We start from the raw sequence: 19,483 nt of genomic DNA, 5'->3' as shown, positions 1-19,483 counted from the left end.
AGGTAATTAATGAAAAAGGCCAGCAACTCGCTGGCCTTTTTATTTTCGCAGCTTCTGACAAAGCGATTAACAGACGCGCGTTATAAGTCTAAAATTCGCTCCAGTAACTGAATAACAGCGGCTTGATCAGCGTCATACCCGCGTCAATACGAACAAACCATAATCAACTTTTGCCTGACACAAGACAACCAAGGAGTTTCTATGCCTACGAGCCCACTGGCTGGTCAACTTTTACCGCTGGAGATGTTGGTCGATCTACCTAAATTGATCGATGCCTACTACGCCAACAAACCAGATGCCAGCATTCCGGAACAGCGCGTCACCTTTGGTACCTCTGGCCACCGCGGCTCCTCGTTTAATACCAGTTTTAATGAGAACCATGTGTTGGCTATCAGCCAGGCTATTTGCGACTATCGAGTCAAGGCCGGTATTAACGGCCCCCTGTATCTGGGGATTGATACCCACGCGCTTTCCGAACCTGCGCAGATCAGTGCTGTAGAGGTGCTGGCTGCCAACGGGGTTGAAATCATGCTAGCTAAGGGCGGCGAGTACACCCCTACTCCAGCCATTTCCCACGCCATCCTAACTTACAACCGCGGCCGCACTTCAGGCCTTGCGGATGGCATAGTCATTACTCCATCGCACAACCCACCCGACAATGGGGGCTTTAAATATAATCCGCCTAACGGTGGGCCCGCCGATAGCGACATCACCAATTGGATGCAGGCACGTGCAAACGAACTGCTGGAAAATAATCTGCGCGATGTTAAGCGGATGAATTATCAGCAAGCCATTAAAAGTGCGACGACTCACTACATCGATTACATCAATCATTACGTGAGTGATTTAATCAACGTAATTGACATGGATGCCATTCGCGGAGCGAATGTCCGAATGGGTGCCGACCCCCTCGGCGGTGCCGGTATTAATTACTGGGCCGCGATTGCAGATCGCTACCAATTAAATTTGAAAGTGTTGAACACCGCCGTTGATAAAACCTTTTCTTTCATGACGGCCGATTGGGATGGAAAAATTCGCATGGACCCATCTTCTGCCTACACCATGCAAGGGATGGTAGAGCGCCGCAATCTATTTGATGTTGCTTTCGCCTGTGATGCCGACCACGACCGTCACGGCATAGTTGCCCCTAGCTGTGGATTGCTGCCACCGAACCACTATCTCGCGGTCGCAATCGACTATTTGTTTCAAAATCGTCCTCAATGGAAGGCCGAAACGGCGATTGGAAAAACCGTAGTTAGCAGCGCAATGATCGACAAGGTTGCAAAAAAATTAGGCCGCCGGCTGCATGAAGTGCCCGTTGGTTTTAAATGGTTTGCACCGGGATTGTTCGATGGCTCCCTTGGCTTCGGCGGCGAAGAAAGCGCCGGCGCTTCTTTCCTGCGCATTGATGGCAGTGTTTGGGCCACTGATAAAGACGGTATCATTCCTTCGCTTCTTTCTGCTGAAATTAAAGCCAAAACCGGTCGCGATCCTGGCGAATGCTACCAATTATTAGCAGACGAATTCGGCCATGCCGCTGAAGCGCGAGTGGAAGCCCCAGCGAATACCTCACAGAAAAAAGCACTTTCAAAATTATCCCCCGAACAAATTACTTCAACTCAATTGGCGGGCGATAAAATTGAAACCATCCTCACTCATGCGCCAGGCAACAACGCTGCCATCGGTGGAATTAAAGTGATCAGCCAAAGCGGCTGGTTCGCAGCACGCCCTTCAGGTACAGAAGAAATTTATAAAATTTATGCGGAAAGTTTTAAAGGCAAAGAGCATTTGCAAGAACTGATTGCAGAAGCTCAGGCCATTGTTGATAAAGCGATTTCTTAGTGACAACGTCCTTTTTCCATCGACAAAAAAGCCGCTGATTAGCGGCTTTTTTACGCTTTTGGCAATGGAATCCAATCAGTCTCACCTGGCACCATGGTAAATCCACCATTAGTCCAACGCTCCCCGGCAGCGCGAACTTTTTCGCGAGATGACGCAACAAAATTCCATAAAATAAATCGCTCACCGGCCAAGGGTTCCCCACCCAGCAGCATTATCTGCGCACCTGAATCGGTTGTGACACTGGAGTTTTCGTCAAGTACAGCAAGGTGATATTCCGGCACTGCGTCACCATTTACACTCACATTGCCCCATACAACATAAATAGCAAGTTCCTGTTGCGGAAAATCGGGTGAGTACACAGCGCCAGCAGCGAGGGAAATATCCAAATAAGTTGTGACGCTCGCCGTTTTTACCGGCGACGCAACCCCGAAAGCCTTACCGATAAGTACCTGTACACTCATATCAGGCAAATTAACCGAAGGAATGTTTTCAGCACCGTAATGTACAAAAGATGGATCACAGTCTTCAATTTCTGTGGGTAATGCCAGCCAGGTTTGTATGCCTTCTACTGGCGTATTATTCGCGCGAATATCGCTTGGCAAACGCTCTGAGTGGACAATGCCATTCCCAGCCGTCATTAAATTAATAGCGCCCGGCTCGATGCGCTGTACTACGCCTAAACTGTCGCGATGCAACATAGCACCTGAAAATAAATAGGTCACCGTAGCCAAACCAATATGCGGATGCTGGCGAACATCGCCTTCTGCAGTTCCTGCAGCAAAGTGGGCGGGCCCCATATGATCAACAAAAATAAACGGACCTACCCGTTGTTGTAAACGTGAAGGCAATAAACGCTTTACAGTAAAGCCAATATCCTGCGTTCGCGGCGGAATTAAAACACTCACGGAGCTCTCCCTTTTAATGAGGATTCAATCAGACGGTAGTTGTTGTGATATTAAAACTACCATGAGACAGGAGTTTATGAATCGGACACTTCTCCACAATACCAGCAAGCTGTTGTTTCTGCTCTTCACTTAAGGAACCAACAAATTCTATTTTCATCGCCAGATTATATTCACCAGCCTTTTCTTTTGAATCGTCGCGCTCTATATCAATATTAATGGAGTCAAGCGGCATACCTCTACGCTTGGCAAACATTGTGAGTGTAATTGCCGTGCATGCAGCGAGAGAGGAATCCAGCAACCCGTGCGGGTCAGGAGCGGAATCTTCACCGCCCACATCAGCTTTAACATCCGCCAGAATTTCATGACCATCTATACGAATACGCTGGCGATAGATTCCGGTATCATTTTTTTGCAGCTGAATCATTACATCATCCCCGTTAGTTTGTTGCTGTAAACTTATACCAATAAATTGGCTGCAGTTAATTTATTGAATGCGCAATGCCGCTTTCAGAGCTTCGGGGTCATACCCGCGTAACACCTGGCCGTGGATCATCACCAATGGAATACCGCTGCCATGTAACTGGTCATATTGCGCGCGCCCTTCGGCTGACTTTTCAATATCGTACTCAACATAGGCGATGTTGTTTTGTTTGAAAAACTCGCGCGTTTTTTTACAGTAACCACACCAGTCGGTGGCATAAAGCACGACACCTTCGGGATGCTGCGCGGAAAAATCCGGCGGCGGACTTAGCTCGTCGCGAATCACATTCCATTTGAAAATAACCAAGGCTGCCAGCAGAATTACAACTATTTTTCCAAAGCTAATCAACACAACACCTTAAATTCGGCAATTCAACGGTAAACTTTTAACTTCAATATCGGTTCGGTTTTCACCGACAGCTTCCATTCCTGCCGGTGCAGCGGCCTTACCACAAATCCAGGAAATTGGGCTTTGCGGCGATCCTATTACAACGATCGGTCGAACACTGAGGGTTTTATTCTTAATTTCCGGATGCGCCTTATTGCCAAAATGAATGTGAAATGCACCGTTGATTAAATCAATTCGATCGACATAATTCCCCAGTAATTTATCGGCGGGTGGAATGCCTGCCTCCTGATTATCTTTCAAAAAGGCCTGGGCACTCTGGTGATAAAAAACTACCAACTTTTGGTAATCATCAATCAACGCCATTGATTCGGTCACTTGTTTTCTTGCAATGGCCGGATCGGGAGATGGAAGTGCCATCAACGCCAATATTGCAATAATCGCGACAACGACCAGCATTTCAATCAGGGTAAACCCACGCTTGAGTAACATACACGTAAATCCTTCAATACATTCAACGAAGCAACATTTAATTACGAACGGAACTTCAGGCTTCCGTGCATTCCTTTTAGCGCAAAAATTTTGCTACATACCAGCAGCTGGCATGAACCTGAAAGCCCTGTTCGCGCGCCCAGGTTAGCCCTGTACGCACTAATTTTTCTGCAAGCCCCTGGCCGCGAAATTCCGGTGGTACGTAGGTACTATAGAAATCTATTTCTCGTGCATCACCCACTGAATGCAGGCGATAGGCCAATACCGCTTCATTACCCCCATGGCGGATTACAAATTTTTGGTCGTTTTCTCGATGTTGAACGTCAACCATAACCAGCTCCAAAAATTGATAGGCGAACTATAGCCCATAAAAAAATCCCCTGTCACTTGCGTGTACAGGGGATTTTTCGATCCGGGTGAATATTAAACCTTGGTTCCCCATAGGTCGTATTCATCTGAATGCTCAATTAATACATTCACCAAATCGCCCGGCTGTACATTTTCTTCTCCATTAAGATATACACAACCATCAATCTCTGGCGCATCAGCAAAACAGCGCCCAATTGCACCTTCTTCATCCACTTCATCGATCAGCACTTGCAATGTCTGACCTACTTTTAACTTCAGCCGTTCCGTAGAAATTCGTTGTTGCAATTGCATAAAACGATCATAGCGTTCTTGCTTGATATCATCCGGCACCGGGTCAGGCAGATCGTTGGCTTTTGCACCATCTACCGGTGAGTACTGGAAGCAACCCACGCGGTCCAATTGCGCTTCTTCAAGGAAGTTCAGCAACTCCTGAAAATCCTCTTCAGTTTCCCCAGGGAAACCAACAATAAAAGTCGAGCGAATCGTCAGGCTGGGTACTTGCTCGCGCCAGCTCTTAATCCGCTCCAGAGTTTTCTCCACCTGCCCAGGGCGACGCATTTTGCGCAGTATGGTTGGGCTGGCATGCTGGAACGGAATATCCAGGTATGGCAGCACCTTGCCCTGCGCCATCAGCGGAATAATGTTATCTACGTGCGGATAGGGGTATACGTAATGCAGGCGAACCCATACGCCCAACTCACCCAGCGCCGCTGCGAGTTGGTACATATCGGTCTTCATCGGGCGACCATCCCAGAAATCGGTGCGGTGTTTAATATCTACACCGTAGGCTGAAGTGTCTTGCGAAATCACGAGCAATTCTTTTACACCAGCCTTAACCAGCCGCTCGGCTTCACCCATTACCTGGCCGATCGGCCGGCTTACCAGCTTGCCGCGCATATCGGGGATGATGCAAAAACTGCAGGAGTGATTGCAGCCTTCAGAGATTTTCAAGTAGGCGTAATGACGTGGCGTCAGCTTGATACCCTGAGGCGGAACCAAATCGGTAAAGGGATTGTGTTGTGGCTTGGGCGGCAAGTGCTCATGCACCTGCGATAGAACCTCTTCGTAAGCGTGGGCTCCGGTTATTCCCAACACATTTGGGTGTACCTGAATGATTTCATCCTTCTTGGCACCCAAACAACCCGTCACCAGTACTTTGCCGTTTTCGGACAGAGCCTCGCCAATCGCACCCAAGGATTCTTGTACAGCGCTATCGATAAAGCCACAGGTGTTAACAATCACCATATCGGCATCATTATAAGTAGGCACAATGTTGTAGCCTTCCATCCGTAGCTGGGTGAGGATGCGCTCGGAATCCACCAGATTCTTGGGGCAACCCAACGATACAAAACCTATGGTATTCCCTTTGTTGCCGCCTGCTTGGACCTGACTGGCCAGGGTTTTGGCCGGGGTATCCAGGGTTGTGGTTTGGGTTGGATCAAAGGTATTTACGCTCATAGTGTCTCGCGAAATGGGGAGGTACTGAAAAAAGGCCGCTATTGTAGGCGTTTAGGTACAGATTTGCATGCACAAGATGGATTAATCCGTGCACCTCCCCTTTTTTTGCGGTCACTTAGGTTTTATACGTTGCCAATTGACGTTGTATTTCGCCCGTAATTTGGCTTAGTCGCTCCGACGCTCGTAGCGTTTCCTGAACCCTTCGATGACTTTGGTCGCTATTGCTATTGATACGCGTAATATTTGCATTGATGTCCTCGGCGACCTTGCTTTGCTCGTTGACCGAGGTTGAGATTTCTTCGTTTAACCCACTTAAGTCCGACACTGCTGACAAGACTTGCTGAATAGATCGACCGGATTCATCTGCTCCGTTAACATTTGCATGAACCTGATCTTCCGCCATTCGCATTTTGTCGAAGGCAATTACTGAATTCTCTCTAAAGCGTTTAACCATTTTGTCCACTTCCTCGGTGGACGCTTGAGTGCGGCTCGCGAGTGAACGGACTTCATCGGCCACCACGGCAAAACCTCTGCCCTGCTCTCCCGCACGAGCAGCCTCAATCGCCGCATTAAGAGCCAACAAATTAGTTTGCTCGGCAATCGAACGAATCACGCCCAATACAGCGCCAATCTCATTACTCGCACCTGCCAACGCATCAATACCTTGTGCAGCTTGTTCAATATTGCCTGCAAGCAATTGCGTGGAGTCGATAGTTTGGCGCAAATTCCGATAGCCTGTTTCAGCATCTTTTTTAGCGCTTGTCGCTGCTTGGGCGACATTATGCGCGTGCACCGCAACCTGCTGGGCGGTGGTACTCATTTCATAAATTGCGCTGGCAATACTGCTGATATCGTGACTTTGGTTGGTGGCCGCTCTCGACGATTCGCTGGCAATATCTTTCAACTCAGACGCTGCACCAAAGAGTTGCTCTGTAGATTTCGCGACAGAATTGATTGTGTTTTGGAGCTTGTCCAACAAACCATCGAATCCGTTGGAGAGTTCGGCTAACTCGTCCTCCCCGGTAGAGTTGAAGCGCAAGGTCAAATCACCTTCCCCGCTGACAATATTCCGCACGCGATTGATTGTTTGATACAAAGGTTTAACGATCACCCATTGCAGCAAACCATACACAATAGCCAGTATTACCAAGCTCGCGATTGCGAGCATAACTGACGTGAATAACAAGGCTTGATTAACCAGCGCGCCTATTTCTGCATTCGAGTAAGCCGTAACGATTTCGTACCCCCAAGGATCAAAACGGTCGCGCGTCAAATGCCACGCAGGGTCCTCCGAATTTATAATTCGATCAACTTCGGCAGAATCAATATTATTTGAGTGAACGCGGGTTACACCCAGATTATCGCGAATCGCGACGAAACCTTGCGCCAAGACACGGCTCTCTTGTATTGCTGTGAATAACTCTTGCAAATCCGCTTTGTAACCGACATACCACACGCCAATAGTATTGCCACTCGCATCTTGAATTGGCTCATAACCCGTTAAATAGGGATTACCCAGAATATCCACCAATCCGTAAAACGGCCTGTCTTGTTGGATTTGCTTGATAGCTGCCCCTTGAGGAGCAAGCACCGTACCTGTTGCCCTTCCGGTAGGTGTCATCACGTTTGTTGCTATGCGAACGAAATCCTCACCGTCTTTTGAAAAGATGGTTGCTGTACCACCCATCATCGAGGTCAACTTATCCACCAATACGACATCATTGGCGATAGGCGAGTCACCTAAATATAAATTAGGCACCTCGCGATTATTCACCCTTACCCGCTCGCCTTGGCGAGGCTGACCTATATTACCGCCAAGTTGCCGCAGCGCAGCCATGCTACTTTTCACGCGCTCGGCCATTATCGAATCAATAACGCCTAGCAAACGTAACGAGTCACGACTAATACGTTCGCTTTCTCCGATGGCACGCGATGCAATATGGTCACGCTCGATAAAATAAATACTCAGCGCCGAGACAAAAATTCCAGACACCAGAATTGCCACAAGAGCAACGGTGAACTTTTTAGAAATGGACATGAAGGAGGCTCCGCAAACCTTGGCGGTTCAGGTATAACTCTATGATGATGATTAACAACTACCCAAATAAATATAACGGGAGATGCGAGATTTACGAGCGCCAACCCCTGAGTAGTATTACGCTATATATGAAGATATATCAGCTGAGTTATTCATAACCTATTCTGTGGAGACCTTGCCTTAACTGCGTCAGCGCCGCATGAATATTCGCTCGTGGGGTGCCGATATTCATCCGCATAAAACCACTACCACCTTCGCCAAATACAGCGCCCGGACTTAAACCCAACTTGCATTCCTGAATAAAAAAATCGCGCAAGGCTGAATCACTCAACCCCAGTTGCCGGCAATCCAACCATAATAGATAGGTAGCCTCAGGCTTCACCATACGAATCTGTGGAATATGCTGCGCGATAAAATCAGCAGCAAAATCGCGCGAACTTTGCAAATAACCCATAAGCGCATCCAACCACTCATCACCACCGCGATAGGCCGCTTCATAAGCCGCAATACTAAAGGGGTTACTATTGCCAACATGCAGTTTTTCAAATTCCCGCTTCATTGCCTCACGTTGAGTCTTATCGGGAATCACCAATGCAGACAAACCCAAACCGGGAATGTTAAAAGTCTTATTGGGTGCAATGGTGGTCACAATTTTATCGCCCGGCTGCGCCAAACGCCCAAGCATAGTGTGCGTGTTGCCGGGGTAAATTAAATCGCAATGAATATCGTCAGAAAGAATTGTTAAATCATAACGCCGTGCAATTTCCAACACCCGATTCAATTCGGCAACAGACCAAACTCGCCCTACCGGATTGTGTGGAGTACATAACATTAACAAACGTGCGCCTTGCTGCGCGCAATGTTCCAAATGCTCAAAATCTATTTCATAGCGCCCATTCGACTCACGCAAGGCGTTATTCAATAATTTACGGCGATTAGTGGTTACTGCCGAGAAGAATGGAAAATACACCGGTGATTGCACAATTACCCCTTCGCCTTCGTGCGCGAATGCCTGCACCGCTGCAAACAGCGAGGGAACCACACCGGGTGCCATCAAAATCCATTCCTGCTCAATATGCCATTGATGCCGACGCGCAAACCAATCAATGGTAGCTTGATACAGGCTTTCCGGATAAAGCGAATAACCGAACACCGGGTGATTCAATCGCTCCTGCAATGTCTGGGTAATGCATTCGGGCACGGCGAAATCCATATCCGCCACCCACAGCGGCGCCACATCTGTGGTACCAAAATACTGCTGGCGACCGTCAAACTTTACAGAGTTGGTTTGTTCCCGCCGAATGGTCGTATCAAAATTAAAAGTCATAGTTACATCTACTGAAAAATAATCGAAAAACGAAAAGGTAATTACCTAACTAAACACTATTGATTAGTTTCACGGACAGCCTCTTCACTCCCTGGCCAGGCGTCGTACTGAGGCGCTAAATCAGCAATCTCATACCAACTCGCTTTTGAACCCACAAAAATATGTGCTTGCACTTCCACGTGCTCAATCCCCTCAATACCACCGAGTGGAACACCTAGAATATCGGGCTTATTGTCATAAGTACTGATAAGGGGAGAACCACAGGTTTTACAAAAAAATTTAGTGACATAATCAGACGATTTATAGCTGGATAAATTCGCCTCACCTTTAATCCAAGTGAATTGATTTTTATTAATTGAAGCACGCGTTCTAAATGCAGCCCCATGCCAACGGCGACACTTTGAACAATGGCAGTTGTAAACCGGCCCTAAGGCACCATCGATCGTGTACTCAACCGCTTCACACAAACATTTTCCAATCATCACACCCACAGCCCCTACCCTATTTGATTGCTGCAAAAATGCAATTTAAAACGAAACCTTGTTATAGCACGTAATAGTTGCATGGGAAATATCCCCTATACTAAGCAGGAAATTTCACCGCAAACAACCTGTGTTAAGGAGAAAACAATGAGCAGCGATAACAACAGCGCAAACAATTCCAGCCCGCATCTGGATACCACCTTTGCCAACTTGTTAATGGCAGCCTCTGCGGAAGCCTATACCGACTTCGCCAATACCAACAACCCGACTTATCAAGTGCCAGACCTAACGGTTGACAACATAACTTTTAAATTTGTACAACGATTTACCGGTTTTGATGATGTAGCCTGGGGCAGCGGAAAGGAAGAACGCTATGCACTGCTGTATCAAGCAGCCAACCAAGCTAACACGTATATCGTGGCATTTCGTGGAACTTCATCAGTGTGGGATGCCATCATTGATCTCGAATCAGCGACCACCACCCCATTCAAACCTTATAAGAATTCAGCCACTTTCCCTGGCAACGTTCATGTAGGCGAAGGTTTTAATGATGTCTACGCCACCAAAAGCAATCAAATGAATGCATCATTGCAAACGCAAATATTTACCGCATTGCAAGATTTGCCCGATACCCCAACTGAAATATTTATTACGGGTCACAGCCTGGGCGGCGCATTGGCCAGCTTATTTACGTTGGATTTAGCCGTCAGTTATCCCGACATAGGCATTACCAGCATCACCTTTGCCAGCCCAAAAGTTGGCGCGCATGTTTGGCAAAGCACTTACAATCAGGCCTACAAGCTCCTGACAAAAACAATTCGCGTATGTAATAGCTATGACTGGGTTCCGCGTCTCCCGCCGATTGATTTTTACGCGATCGGACAAGAGTTCACGGCAAGCTTTACGGTGGCAAAACCGCATTTTGAAGTTCAGGATGTAGTGCTCGCACGGCATGCGTTGACTAACTACACCTGGGTGATCAGTCGTGCCGTAAACGCAACGCCGCAAGTTTGGACTGGCACATTTGTGGATCAAGAAAAACTTTCCTGGGATATGGTTAGCGTCAACCCCGACACCCATAACGAATTGGATATTGATCAAGAATTAGCGCACTTTTTCCCCAGAAACAAAAATGACAAAGCAGCTTCCGCTTAATGCAATCCGAGATGCTTGAGCGAATGCTCAAGCATCTGTATGAGCGGCGACCAAATCGACCATAGTTGCAACTTCCCGTTTTCCGGACTCCTTTAAACCATCGATTATTCCAACCTTGTCTACTTCTGGTCGATCTTTGCTGACCTTCCATTTACCCACAATTTTTTTCAATGGAATTTCTATCCCGACAATTCCTTTTAACAAGCGCTCGATAAAGTCCTCCGGGGCATCAGTCACCAACCATGGCTGCGCTCGACCCTGCTCATGAGTGCTAGTTAATTCCTCCACATGTGCCAATAGCCACGCGCGATCCTGAATAAAACGCGGCTTGCCACTCGCTTGCACCATTACATAATTCCAGGTTGGTACCGCTTTACCGTGCTCAGCTTTACTAGGATACCAAGCCGGAGAAATATAGGCCTGTGGCCCCTGAAAAATAACCAATGCGGAAATATCGCTCTCGGGCAACTCCCACAATGGATTTGCGCGGGAAATATGCGCAACCAACGTACCGAACTCCCCACGACCGGCATCCAGATAAAACGGAATAGCATTCGCAACCAACTCGCCCTGCCCCATTACCACCAATGTTCCCAAGGGATAATCCTTAATCAGCTGATGTAATACATCGAGGCGTTTTTCCTCATGAAGTTTTGGGGTATACATAAATATCCAATTCCTGTTGTAATAAAAAATTGCTAATTTTTTACGCGACGCGACATCAAGGTTTCAGACACAGATTTGCCATCGATCCGGTACATATCGCCAATCTGACCATAGGTAATAAAACCCAGTTTTCTATAAAGGCTAATCGCGGGAAGGTTATCAGACATAACCTGCAAATCCAGATATTCGAACTGTGTATTTGCTTGCATCCAATCGAGCAGGAAGTTAAGCAACCGCTCACCGATACCGGCTCGGCGATGCAGCACATCAACCCCCATTCCCAGAAGCGCGCGATGGCTAGCGTATTTATTGGGGTGTGGTCGAATATCGATATGCCCGACAATTTTCTGCCCGGGAATGTCTTGCCCCGGAAATTGTTCCCCACTCAATGCCAGCATTAAAATTCGCCAACCTTCTTCAGAAACGGTTTTGTTAACGCCGCTTAAAAATTTATTTTTGAGCGCGTCACTAACCTTGGACTCTTCGCGTGATAAAGGCTGGAATATAGGTTTTTCATTTACACCGTTATCCTGCAAATGAACATCAAGATACTGAAAAAATGACTTCAGATCCGATTCTTGCGCTATGCGAATTTCCACAAATTACCTCGAACGTTAATTTTATTATTCCTGCAAACTAATGCTTCGGGCGTTTGTTGTATGCATAGAAAACTTCATCGCGCTGCCAGCCCAGGGATTCATACAGCGACCGCGCGGGTAAATTGGTTTTGGCGGTGGTTAGGTCCATGCGCGCTTTTCCATCGGCGAGCGCACGAACTTCGGCAGCCAGCAACAACTGGCGGCCTACGCCAAGCTTTCTCGCATCAGGCAGCACAAACAAATCATATAACGAGTAAATGGGTGTGGCTTCGACCGAGCAAAAGGTTGGGTATAGCTGGCAAAACCCTACCAATCCTAAATCATCACTCTCTGCAATTAGAATGGTCGACTCACTATTTTTAAAACGACTGGAAAGGAACTGAAAGGCAAGTTCATAATCCGGCTCTTGCTCATAGAATTGACGGTAGAGATCAAACAACTCTGCCAGATTCCGCAAATCACTAAACGCGGCCTCACGTATAACAATATTCATGCTTAATGCAACTCCTTGTCGGTGTAATTTAACCTGAATGAACTCAGCTGTAAGACTTGCCAAGAATGACACGACAATTGGGGATCATCGCCGAGCCAACAGGCTCGGTGATGATAGACCAAAACGGGGGTAATCCCTATAGGATTGTTAGGCAGGACATGCAATAAATATTGGGGAGAAACAAGCGAGTATCCAAATCAGGGCCGCATGGTTTCAACCATTTCCACAAATTGATTAACACCGTTGCGTACATCAGCTAATCCAGCAGCCACTTCGCTAATACTATCTTCTCCGTGCAGGGCAATGCCCGTGATCGTATTTAGCTTGGCATCTATTTCGCTAATCAACGTCGTGTTGTTTTGCACAACCTTGGATATTTCAGAGGTCGCTTGAGAAGTATCGGCAGCGAGTTTGCGCACCTCATCTGCCACTACGGAAAAACCACGCCCGGAATCACCGGCCCTTGCTGCTTCTATGGCTGCATTTAACGCCAACAAATTGGTCTGATCTGCGATGGAGCGAATAGTCGTCACTATTTCATTAATACTCTTGGATTGAATACTCAGCTGACCACCAATAATCGACGCTTCTTTTACTTGCCCTGCAATGTGGTGAGAGGTTTCGATTGCATCATTGAGGACACCCACCGCATTCGACGTAATCTGGGAAGTCTGTTCTGAAGTCGCTGCCGCCAAGTCTATCGCTCTCATTGCGGTGTCAACGCGCTCGGTAATATCCGACGCAAATTTAATGACTTTTACCACCTTGCCATTCAGATCAAAAATAGGATTGTAGGTTGCCTCCAGCCAAATAATTTCTCCCGCAGAACCTTTGCGCTTGAACTTACCAGCGAAGTGCTGCCCTTTGCTCAGTCTTTGCCAAAAATCCGGGTTGTCTCGATAAAATTCCACATCGCAAAAAATCCGGTGATGTTTACCAACCATAGCGTTTAGGGAATAGCCCATTGTTTTTTGAAAATTTTCATTTGCCGTTATGATGTCGCCCTCGGGCGTGAACTCAATCACCGCCAGGGACTTATCTAACGCCTGAAGTACGGCAGATGTTGCCTTGAGCGCCAGTTGCGATTCAGTAACATAGGACGCGATTTTGATAATTTGTACAACCCTGCCACTAGCATCCTTAACCGGAAAGTAGTTTGCCGATAGAAATACGGTTTCGCCGCTTTTTTTGACCCGCTCAAAAGTCCCTGAAAATGCTTTTCCTTGAGCAAGATCGCGCCAGAAATTTTCATACTCTCGGGTGTTAACAATCGCGCTGCTGCAAAATACCCGGTGGTGCTTACCAATGACCTCTGTACGCGAATAGCCAACGGTCGCCAAAAACAAATCGTTAACTTCCTTTATGTTTCCATAAGGATCAAAACTGATATAGGCCGTGTTGTCCTTTATGGCTGCCATATCCTGATGCAAAGCCTCTAGTTCCATTTTCGCCATTCTAGCGTTTTCTTTATCATCAGCCGCTTTCTTTAAAAAAAACAGATTCACGATGCTCTCCTATTCCTACACCCAATTTTCCCGGGATTACCCCTCGCATTTAACTAAAAAGTGTAGGCCGACAAATCCGGTTAATCTAGCGAAACCCAGATGAGAAAATAGAACCTGGGGGCCCGACGAAGGCTTTTAGAATTAGATAAAATAAAAACGGAATTCGTAGGACCAAATAGGTGGATTAGGCTGCTAATGCGTATCAAAATAACGGCACGCACGCGGTTATCCGAACAACCAGGTTAACCAAAATGAAAGTGGCTATCAGTCCTGAGCACTGTGACGTGTTGGCTTCTCGATAAAATCCAACGCTTTTGATAACAGCGCGGCGCAAGCACCAATAACTACCGAGGTGGTCAGCACATCCAATAAAGAGTGGTATTGTTGATAAAGCATTAACGCTAAATACCCAACAAACGAAACCGCCAGCAGCGACCACCGTGCAGGAAACACCCTCGCCAACCCCAGCACCATTGCTAGTGATACCGCGGCATGGGTACTGTAATCCAACCCAAACGATGGCCAAAGGCGCACTGTATTATCAATAAACATTAAACCGTAGGCAGTTACCAATAAGCCGATTACATAAAAAAGGGAAATTAAGGAAGCGCGATAATTGGGCCAAAGCAGATAAACATCCCTTCCAAGCCCAGCCAAAAATAAAACAAATAGCAAAGGAATGTAGGAATCGGCAATTGCATCCAGCTGGTCATAACTCATAACGCATCAATTCACGCTAGTGTAATAACTACCCGACGGTGGTTTGGCAAAGAACTCAAACGCCGCCTTTAACTGCTCAGGCGGAATCGCACCTGCCGCCCGTTGATGAGACTCCACATCCACCCACTGCTCAACAATTGCAATATTTGCCGAGTTATCCAGACTAAGCAACAACTGACACCCGAGGCAGCCGGAACAATTTTCGATGGTCGCAATAACCGACTGCAAAAATTCACACAGCGCCTGCTCAGCGCCGGGTTTTGCCTCGAAATGGTTGATGCGAGTGATAGGCATAGGTTTTCCTTAAATTGTTAGATAAATTTTCCAGTATGGTAAATCCAATCGAAGCCAAAGGATGTCAGTAAGAGCTGTCTATTGAAGAAAGGCAAGACGTTCATCTAATTGATTGGGCGTAACCTGAATTATTTCCGCCGAAACAATTTTCTGCTCAACAAAAGGATCTTTTGCTATCCGAATTTCCAGCTCATCAGCCGATAAACCATGAGCAATAATGCAACCACCGGGAATGGGTTGTTTACTGCCGACAAGCAAAAATACGTTGTCATCCATTCCCTGTTGGATCCAGCGTTTATGGCCCGCCATAAACTCACTGGCCAAGTGTTTATTTTCCGCAAAGCTGAGTAATACGATAAACATAGAAAATCCTTCCGTATGAAAAAACTTAACGAACGTCGGAAACCACCCGCTCTAACCAAGTTTCCAGACCTTTTACTTCGCGCCGCACAAAATCTAGATCGTGAAAATTGCTGGCCATCAATGCAATACCTTGGCTTGCAGCCAATACATGCATAGCGAATTCATCGGCCTTTTTTACCAACCCGAGCTCAACAAACTGTGATGCCAGCCATGTACGAAATAAACCAAATAACTCCAATGCGTTAGCGTGTAAGCCATGTCCCAATTTGGCAAGTTCAGAACATAAACTTCCCACCGGACAGCCATACTGCTGGATTTTGGCCTGATTCATAATAAGAATCTGAATAAATAAACGAATCCGCGCCTCTGGTGTTGGCGCTTGCTGCCCCCAAGTCTCCAGCAGCTTTTGGGTGCCCTCCCTGCGCCGCTCAATAACCGCACTCAAAATTTCGTCTTTACTTTTAAAATGATGATAAAAATTCCCGCGCGAAATCCCTACCGCCTCAGCAATATGCGCAAACGACGTAAACTCAAAACCCTGCTGATAAAACAGCTCATCGGCTTTGCTGATAATTAGATTGCGAGTGGATAGATCAGGCATAGAAATAAAAATAGGACAGTTGACCTAATCAATATAGGTCACCTGTCCTATTTTCGTCAAGCGGCGTTTTTGTAGCTTGGTGGTGAGGAACGAACCCAAACTAACCCTACATTAGCAGCAACCTAACGGAACAACGGATTTATTGAATCCGCTCCCAAACCGTAACCTCAGAAAGCGTATGCTGAAACTTGCGTTTAGTTTCACGGATTACAAACGGGACTTCTTCCGGGCCTTTAATTAACCGGAAATGTTTACCGAGGTGCGCTTTTAACCCGTCGAGTGTGGTAAAGCTTTCTCCATCTTTTTTAAAGCCGCCTACCCAATCTTCACGTGGTGTGTGTTCTGCCAGCCAGGTGTATGGCGATGTGAGCATGAGTATGCCGCCGATATTCAGGCGTTCATGAATAGCACTCAGAAATTTCGCGGGATTGTAAAGGCGATCTATCAAGTTGGCAGCGAGAATAAAATCGTAACCGGTGAAAATGGTTTTTAGGTTGCAGGCGTCCCCTTGGGAGAATTCCACATTGTCCTTGGTTTCCGCCAGACCTAATTCGGCAAGTGAGCGGGATTTATAAGAAACCAGTTCGCCTTCATCGGCAAGGGTGTAACGTAAGGTTTCACCGCTGGCCAACTGAACACCCACATTTATAAAACGTGCAGAAAAATCCACGCCAGTAACATGGTTAAAATATTTTGCTAATTCAAAGGTGGCGCGACCGGTGGCGCAACCCAAATCCAGTGCTTTGCGTTTGGGTTTATCCACTAATGCGGTCACTGCCAAATCTACCAAGGCTTTGGAAAAGTTGGGTACACCAAAATATTCGTCACCGTAGTGAAATTCAGCGTATTCGGACACTAATTTATCGGTTTCGTAATGGGAACTGGGCACAGGCTTTATCTCTCCGGAAACAACATAACGGAAACCCGCATGTTGGAAAAAATGGCGGCGGAATGCATAGCGCGATGAGCGCAAACTTTCATTACCGCAAGAAATCCACGAGCCACCTTTAATTAAATTATGGCGCTCGTCGAATGTGGGTGTAGTGAAATCATCGTAAATCGCGTGAACTTCAAAACCGTCGAACGGATAGATAGGTGTTTCTGTCCATTGCCACACGTTACCTACCACATCATAAAACTCACCATGGGCAAAATAATTTACCGGGCATGACGATGCACCATGATCTAGCTGCACATTGGCGTTGGCAATATTTTCGGTTACTTGGGTTAGTCCTGCAGTGTCATATAGGCGATACCACTCATCTTCCGTGGGTAAACGCACCGCCATACCTGTTTCGGATTTTTTCCAATTACAAAACGCTTTGGCCTCGTGATAATTTACTTCCACCGGCCAATCCCAAGGCATGGGCACCTCTTCGGTCATCAAACGTAGATACCAACCGTTGGTTTTCTTCACCCAAAAGGTGGGATGCTGCGCGCGCGTAAAACCCAACCAGCCTTTGCCCTCTTCTTCCCAATTGTGAGTATTGCGATAACCACCCGCTTCCACAAATTGCAAAAATTCCTGGTTACTCACTAAAAATTTTGCCGCTTCAAATTCGGGAATATCTGCTTCATGTATTCCGTATTCGTTGTCCCAGCCGTAAAACTGATCGCTTTTTTCTTTTACCAAACGCACCTGCCCTGCACTCACCTTAACCAGTTCATTTTGCGGCGGCATGCCAGTAACGCGATTGGGCTGCCAATTCGGCGAGCTTTTTACGAATTCCAATTTGTGCTGACGAATTAACACCGATGAAGTTTCAAGGTGGATACGCTCATGCTCAATCCCCATGATGATCGCCCACCAGGGATTATTCCAATCAACCGGTAATTGCAGCGGCGCATTGTCAATTAAATTCAGCACCAGTGAGCGCACTTGATCGCGATAACTTTTTACTTCCGTGGGTGTTGGCCATTGGTAGTGGGCATCGTTGAGATCATCCCAACTCATTTCATCCACACCCACCGCAAACATAGATTCAAAACGATGATTCAAACGCTCGCTAATCATGCGGGTGAGCAATAATTTGTTAACGAAAAATGTAGCGGTGTGACCGTAATAAAAAATGAGCGGATGACGCAACCTGATCGACTTGGTGTAAAACGCCTGGTCATTGGCCAAGCATTCAAACAAGGATTCGTACGTGTTGAAGGTATCCAGGAAATACTCACGCAGCACACGCCGCATCCCGGCTTCATCGTTATCACGTAAATTGGGCGTTCTGGTAAACAAGGTTGTGCGAGACAACAATGGACTCGTTGGCGCTGCCTCCACCGCAACGGAGTGGGATTCATCAACCGATTTGCGCAAAACGGATTGTCCTGAATGCATCATTAAAACTCCTGATGTGTCCTATATGTTAGGTGACATGGGGGGTATAAGTGCCCCGCAAACGACAAGGTTTAAGTGTAAAAGAGATGCAGCAACAGCCAAAAAGTTACAGAACATAACCTTAAAAACGATTAATTCTGGTGGCGACCTACGTAGTCTTTAGCAAATTGCCAAGCGACCCGGCCACTGCGTGCACCGCGTGTTCTATGCCACAGGAGTGCGGCATCCCGGGCATTATCCCCCCAGGCTCCGCCAAGTTCTGTCACCCAGTGATGCGCCGCCGCTAAATAATCATCCTGACTGAAGGGATAAAAGCTCAACCAAAGCCCAAAACGCTCTGATAATGAAACCTTCTCCTCAATACTGTCGTTAGGGCGCACCTCGCCATCCTCGTAACTAACAACATCCAGATTATCACGCATCTTTTGCGGCAACAGATGGCGCCGATTACTCGTTGCATAGAACAACATATTCGCAGTGGGCGCAGAAATAGATCCATCCAACACCGATTTCAGGGCTTTATAGCTGATCTCACCTTCTTCAAACGATAAATCGTCGCAAAAGATGATGAATTTTTCCGGACGCTCACCAACCAGATCCACAATATCGGCCAGATGCAACAAATCCGTTTTATCCACTTCGATGATTTTTAAACCCTCGTTGGCAAATGCTGTCCAGGCAGCTTTTACCAGGGTGGATTTACCCGTACCCCGCGCGCCGGTTAGCAGTACGTTATTCGCCTGTCGCCCGGTCACAAACTGACGCGTATTGCGAACTATTGAGTCTTTTTGCGTTTCGATATTTTTCAACGCATCCAAATCCACATAATGCGGATGCTTAACAGCCTGCAAGAAACCCGCTCCGCTGGCCCCTACTCGCCAGCGAAATGCGGTGGCCGACCAATCAACCGCCGCCCTCGCCGGAGGTAATAGCGTTTCTACGCGAGTAACTAGCTGTTCGAGCCGGGTTATAAACTGATCAAAATCTGCCACACAAAAGCCCTTCTGTTATTA

The 19,483-nt window shown here is 47.0% G+C and carries 21 protein-coding genes; 2 read left to right on the top strand and 19 right to left on the bottom strand.

Annotated elements, in window-relative coordinates; translation table 11 throughout:
* The first annotated feature begins 201 nt into the window (after positions 1-201).
* Positions 202-1,842, top strand: a complete 1,641-nt coding sequence (gene pgm, locus D0C16_RS03045; RefSeq protein WP_151030956.1) for a phosphoglucomutase (alpha-D-glucose-1,6-bisphosphate-dependent) — start codon at positions 202-204, stop codon at positions 1,840-1,842.
* A gap of 50 nt (positions 1,843-1,892) precedes the next feature.
* On the opposite strand, the gene D0C16_RS03040 is transcribed toward pgm, so the two are convergent.
* The 9 genes from D0C16_RS03040 to D0C16_RS03000 form a co-directional block, all read right to left on the bottom strand.
* Positions 1,893-2,747 (bottom strand): pirin family protein, encoded by an 855-nt coding sequence (locus D0C16_RS03040; RefSeq protein WP_151030955.1) that lies wholly within the window; start codon positions 2,745-2,747, stop codon positions 1,893-1,895.
* 28 nt (positions 2,748-2,775) lie between these two features.
* Positions 2,776-3,171 (bottom strand): OsmC family protein, encoded by a 396-nt coding sequence (locus D0C16_RS03035; protein WP_151030954.1) that lies wholly within the window; start codon positions 3,169-3,171, stop codon positions 2,776-2,778.
* Positions 3,172-3,231: 60 nt separating this feature from the next.
* Positions 3,232-3,576, bottom strand: a complete 345-nt coding sequence (locus D0C16_RS03030; protein ID WP_225318886.1) for a glutaredoxin family protein — start codon at positions 3,574-3,576, stop codon at positions 3,232-3,234.
* Positions 3,577-3,585: 9 nt separating this feature from the next.
* A complete protein-coding gene (locus D0C16_RS03025) occupies positions 3,586-4,065 on the bottom strand; it encodes a prepilin-type N-terminal cleavage/methylation domain-containing protein (protein ID WP_151030952.1) in 480 nt (159 codons plus the stop codon).
* A 76-nt stretch (positions 4,066-4,141) separates the two neighbouring features.
* The gene (locus tag D0C16_RS03020; protein WP_151030951.1) at positions 4,142-4,396 is read right to left on the bottom strand and encodes a GNAT family N-acetyltransferase; all 255 of its coding nucleotides are present in this window, start codon (positions 4,394-4,396) and stop codon (positions 4,142-4,144) included.
* A gap of 92 nt (positions 4,397-4,488) precedes the next feature.
* Positions 4,489-5,892, bottom strand: coding sequence for a 30S ribosomal protein S12 methylthiotransferase RimO (rimO, locus tag D0C16_RS03015; RefSeq protein WP_151030950.1), 1,404 nt, complete (start codon positions 5,890-5,892; stop codon positions 4,489-4,491).
* Between the two features lie 115 nt (positions 5,893-6,007).
* Positions 6,008-7,930, bottom strand: a complete 1,923-nt coding sequence (locus D0C16_RS03010; protein WP_151030949.1) for a methyl-accepting chemotaxis protein — start codon at positions 7,928-7,930, stop codon at positions 6,008-6,010.
* Between the two features lie 148 nt (positions 7,931-8,078).
* Positions 8,079-9,257, bottom strand: coding sequence for a MalY/PatB family protein (locus D0C16_RS03005; RefSeq protein WP_151030948.1), 1,179 nt, complete (start codon positions 9,255-9,257; stop codon positions 8,079-8,081).
* 56 nt (positions 9,258-9,313) lie between these two features.
* On the bottom strand, positions 9,314-9,739 hold the full coding sequence (locus D0C16_RS03000) for a GFA family protein (RefSeq protein WP_225319017.1): 426 nt from the start codon (positions 9,737-9,739) through the stop codon (positions 9,314-9,316).
* A 147-nt stretch (positions 9,740-9,886) separates the two neighbouring features.
* Between D0C16_RS03000 and D0C16_RS02995 the strand changes: the two genes are divergently transcribed.
* Positions 9,887-10,894 carry a lipase family protein gene (locus tag D0C16_RS02995; RefSeq protein ID WP_191968632.1) on the top strand — a complete coding sequence of 336 codons (1,008 nt, stop codon included), beginning with the start codon at positions 9,887-9,889 and terminating at the stop codon, positions 10,892-10,894.
* 27 nt (positions 10,895-10,921) lie between these two features.
* On the opposite strand, the gene D0C16_RS02990 is transcribed toward D0C16_RS02995, so the two are convergent.
* From D0C16_RS02990 to D0C16_RS02945, 10 genes are all read right to left on the bottom strand, one after another.
* Positions 10,922-11,560, bottom strand: coding sequence for an FMN-binding negative transcriptional regulator (locus tag D0C16_RS02990; RefSeq protein WP_151030945.1), 639 nt, complete (start codon positions 11,558-11,560; stop codon positions 10,922-10,924).
* Between the two features lie 32 nt (positions 11,561-11,592).
* Complete coding sequence (locus tag D0C16_RS02985) at positions 11,593-12,159, bottom strand: GNAT family N-acetyltransferase (RefSeq protein ID WP_151030944.1); 567 nt, start codon at positions 12,157-12,159, stop codon at positions 11,593-11,595.
* Between the two features lie 37 nt (positions 12,160-12,196).
* Positions 12,197-12,652: a GNAT family N-acetyltransferase gene (locus D0C16_RS02980; protein ID WP_151030943.1), complete on the bottom strand. Its 456-nt coding sequence runs from the start codon at positions 12,650-12,652 to the stop codon at positions 12,197-12,199.
* A gap of 197 nt (positions 12,653-12,849) precedes the next feature.
* Entirely contained in the window at positions 12,850-14,157 is a 1,308-nt protein-coding gene (locus D0C16_RS24665; RefSeq protein WP_304487106.1) for a PAS domain-containing methyl-accepting chemotaxis protein, read from the bottom strand.
* 264 nt (positions 14,158-14,421) lie between these two features.
* A complete protein-coding gene (locus tag D0C16_RS02970; protein WP_151030942.1) occupies positions 14,422-14,877 on the bottom strand; it encodes a hypothetical protein in 456 nt (151 codons plus the stop codon).
* A 6-nt stretch (positions 14,878-14,883) separates the two neighbouring features.
* Entirely contained in the window at positions 14,884-15,171 is a 288-nt protein-coding gene (locus tag D0C16_RS02965; protein WP_151030941.1) for a putative quinol monooxygenase, read from the bottom strand.
* A gap of 78 nt (positions 15,172-15,249) precedes the next feature.
* Positions 15,250-15,534: a YciI family protein gene (locus D0C16_RS02960; RefSeq protein WP_151030940.1), complete on the bottom strand. Its 285-nt coding sequence runs from the start codon at positions 15,532-15,534 to the stop codon at positions 15,250-15,252.
* Between the two features lie 25 nt (positions 15,535-15,559).
* Positions 15,560-16,135 carry a TetR/AcrR family transcriptional regulator gene (locus D0C16_RS02955; RefSeq protein ID WP_151030939.1) on the bottom strand — a complete coding sequence of 192 codons (576 nt, stop codon included), beginning with the start codon at positions 16,133-16,135 and terminating at the stop codon, positions 15,560-15,562.
* A 139-nt stretch (positions 16,136-16,274) separates the two neighbouring features.
* Positions 16,275-18,473 (bottom strand): 5-histidylcysteine sulfoxide synthase, encoded by a 2,199-nt coding sequence (ovoA, locus tag D0C16_RS02950; RefSeq protein WP_225318885.1) that lies wholly within the window; start codon positions 18,471-18,473, stop codon positions 16,275-16,277.
* Positions 18,474-18,601: 128 nt separating this feature from the next.
* Positions 18,602-19,462 carry an ATP-binding protein gene (locus D0C16_RS02945; RefSeq protein ID WP_151030938.1) on the bottom strand — a complete coding sequence of 287 codons (861 nt, stop codon included), beginning with the start codon at positions 19,460-19,462 and terminating at the stop codon, positions 18,602-18,604.
* Between the last annotated feature and the right edge of the window lie 21 nt (positions 19,463-19,483).

It is taken from the genome of Cellvibrio sp. KY-GH-1 (assembly GCF_008806975.1).
Classification (GTDB): domain Bacteria; phylum Pseudomonadota; class Gammaproteobacteria; order Pseudomonadales; family Cellvibrionaceae; genus Cellvibrio.
Note: the sequence above shows the minus strand (reverse complement) of the source record. Positions and strands in the feature narration are given on the sequence as shown.

Coding starts and splice junctions, on each gene's coding strand:
- D0C16_RS02965 (WP_151030941.1), bottom strand. CDS start 15,171: ATGCCTATCACTCGCATCAACCATTTCGAGGCAAAACCCGGCGCTGAG.
- D0C16_RS03000 (WP_225319017.1), bottom strand. CDS start 9,739: ATGATTGGAAAATGTTTGTGTGAAGCGGTTGAGTACACGATCGATGGT.
- D0C16_RS03010 (WP_151030949.1), bottom strand. CDS start 7,930: ATGTCCATTTCTAAAAAGTTCACCGTTGCTCTTGTGGCAATTCTGGTG.
- D0C16_RS03025 (WP_151030952.1), bottom strand. CDS start 4,065: ATGTTACTCAAGCGTGGGTTTACCCTGATTGAAATGCTGGTCGTTGTC.
- D0C16_RS02990 (WP_151030945.1), bottom strand. CDS start 11,560: ATGTATACCCCAAAACTTCATGAGGAAAAACGCCTCGATGTATTACAT.
- D0C16_RS02995 (WP_191968632.1), top strand. CDS start 9,887: ATGAGCAGCGATAACAACAGCGCAAACAATTCCAGCCCGCATCTGGAT.
- rimO (WP_151030950.1), bottom strand. CDS start 5,892: ATGAGCGTAAATACCTTTGATCCAACCCAAACCACAACCCTGGATACC.
- D0C16_RS03020 (WP_151030951.1), bottom strand. CDS start 4,396: ATGGTTGACGTTCAACATCGAGAAAACGACCAAAAATTTGTAATCCGC.
- D0C16_RS02960 (WP_151030940.1), bottom strand. CDS start 15,534: ATGTTTATCGTATTACTCAGCTTTGCGGAAAATAAACACTTGGCCAGT.
- pgm (WP_151030956.1), top strand. CDS start 202: ATGCCTACGAGCCCACTGGCTGGTCAACTTTTACCGCTGGAGATGTTG.
- ovoA (WP_225318885.1), bottom strand. CDS start 18,473: ATGATGCATTCAGGACAATCCGTTTTGCGCAAATCGGTTGATGAATCC.
- D0C16_RS02955 (WP_151030939.1), bottom strand. CDS start 16,135: ATGCCTGATCTATCCACTCGCAATCTAATTATCAGCAAAGCCGATGAG.
- D0C16_RS03035 (WP_151030954.1), bottom strand. CDS start 3,171: ATGATTCAGCTGCAAAAAAATGATACCGGAATCTATCGCCAGCGTATT.
- D0C16_RS02980 (WP_151030943.1), bottom strand. CDS start 12,652: ATGAATATTGTTATACGTGAGGCCGCGTTTAGTGATTTGCGGAATCTG.
- D0C16_RS02970 (WP_151030942.1), bottom strand. CDS start 14,877: ATGAGTTATGACCAGCTGGATGCAATTGCCGATTCCTACATTCCTTTG.
- D0C16_RS03005 (WP_151030948.1), bottom strand. CDS start 9,257: ATGACTTTTAATTTTGATACGACCATTCGGCGGGAACAAACCAACTCT.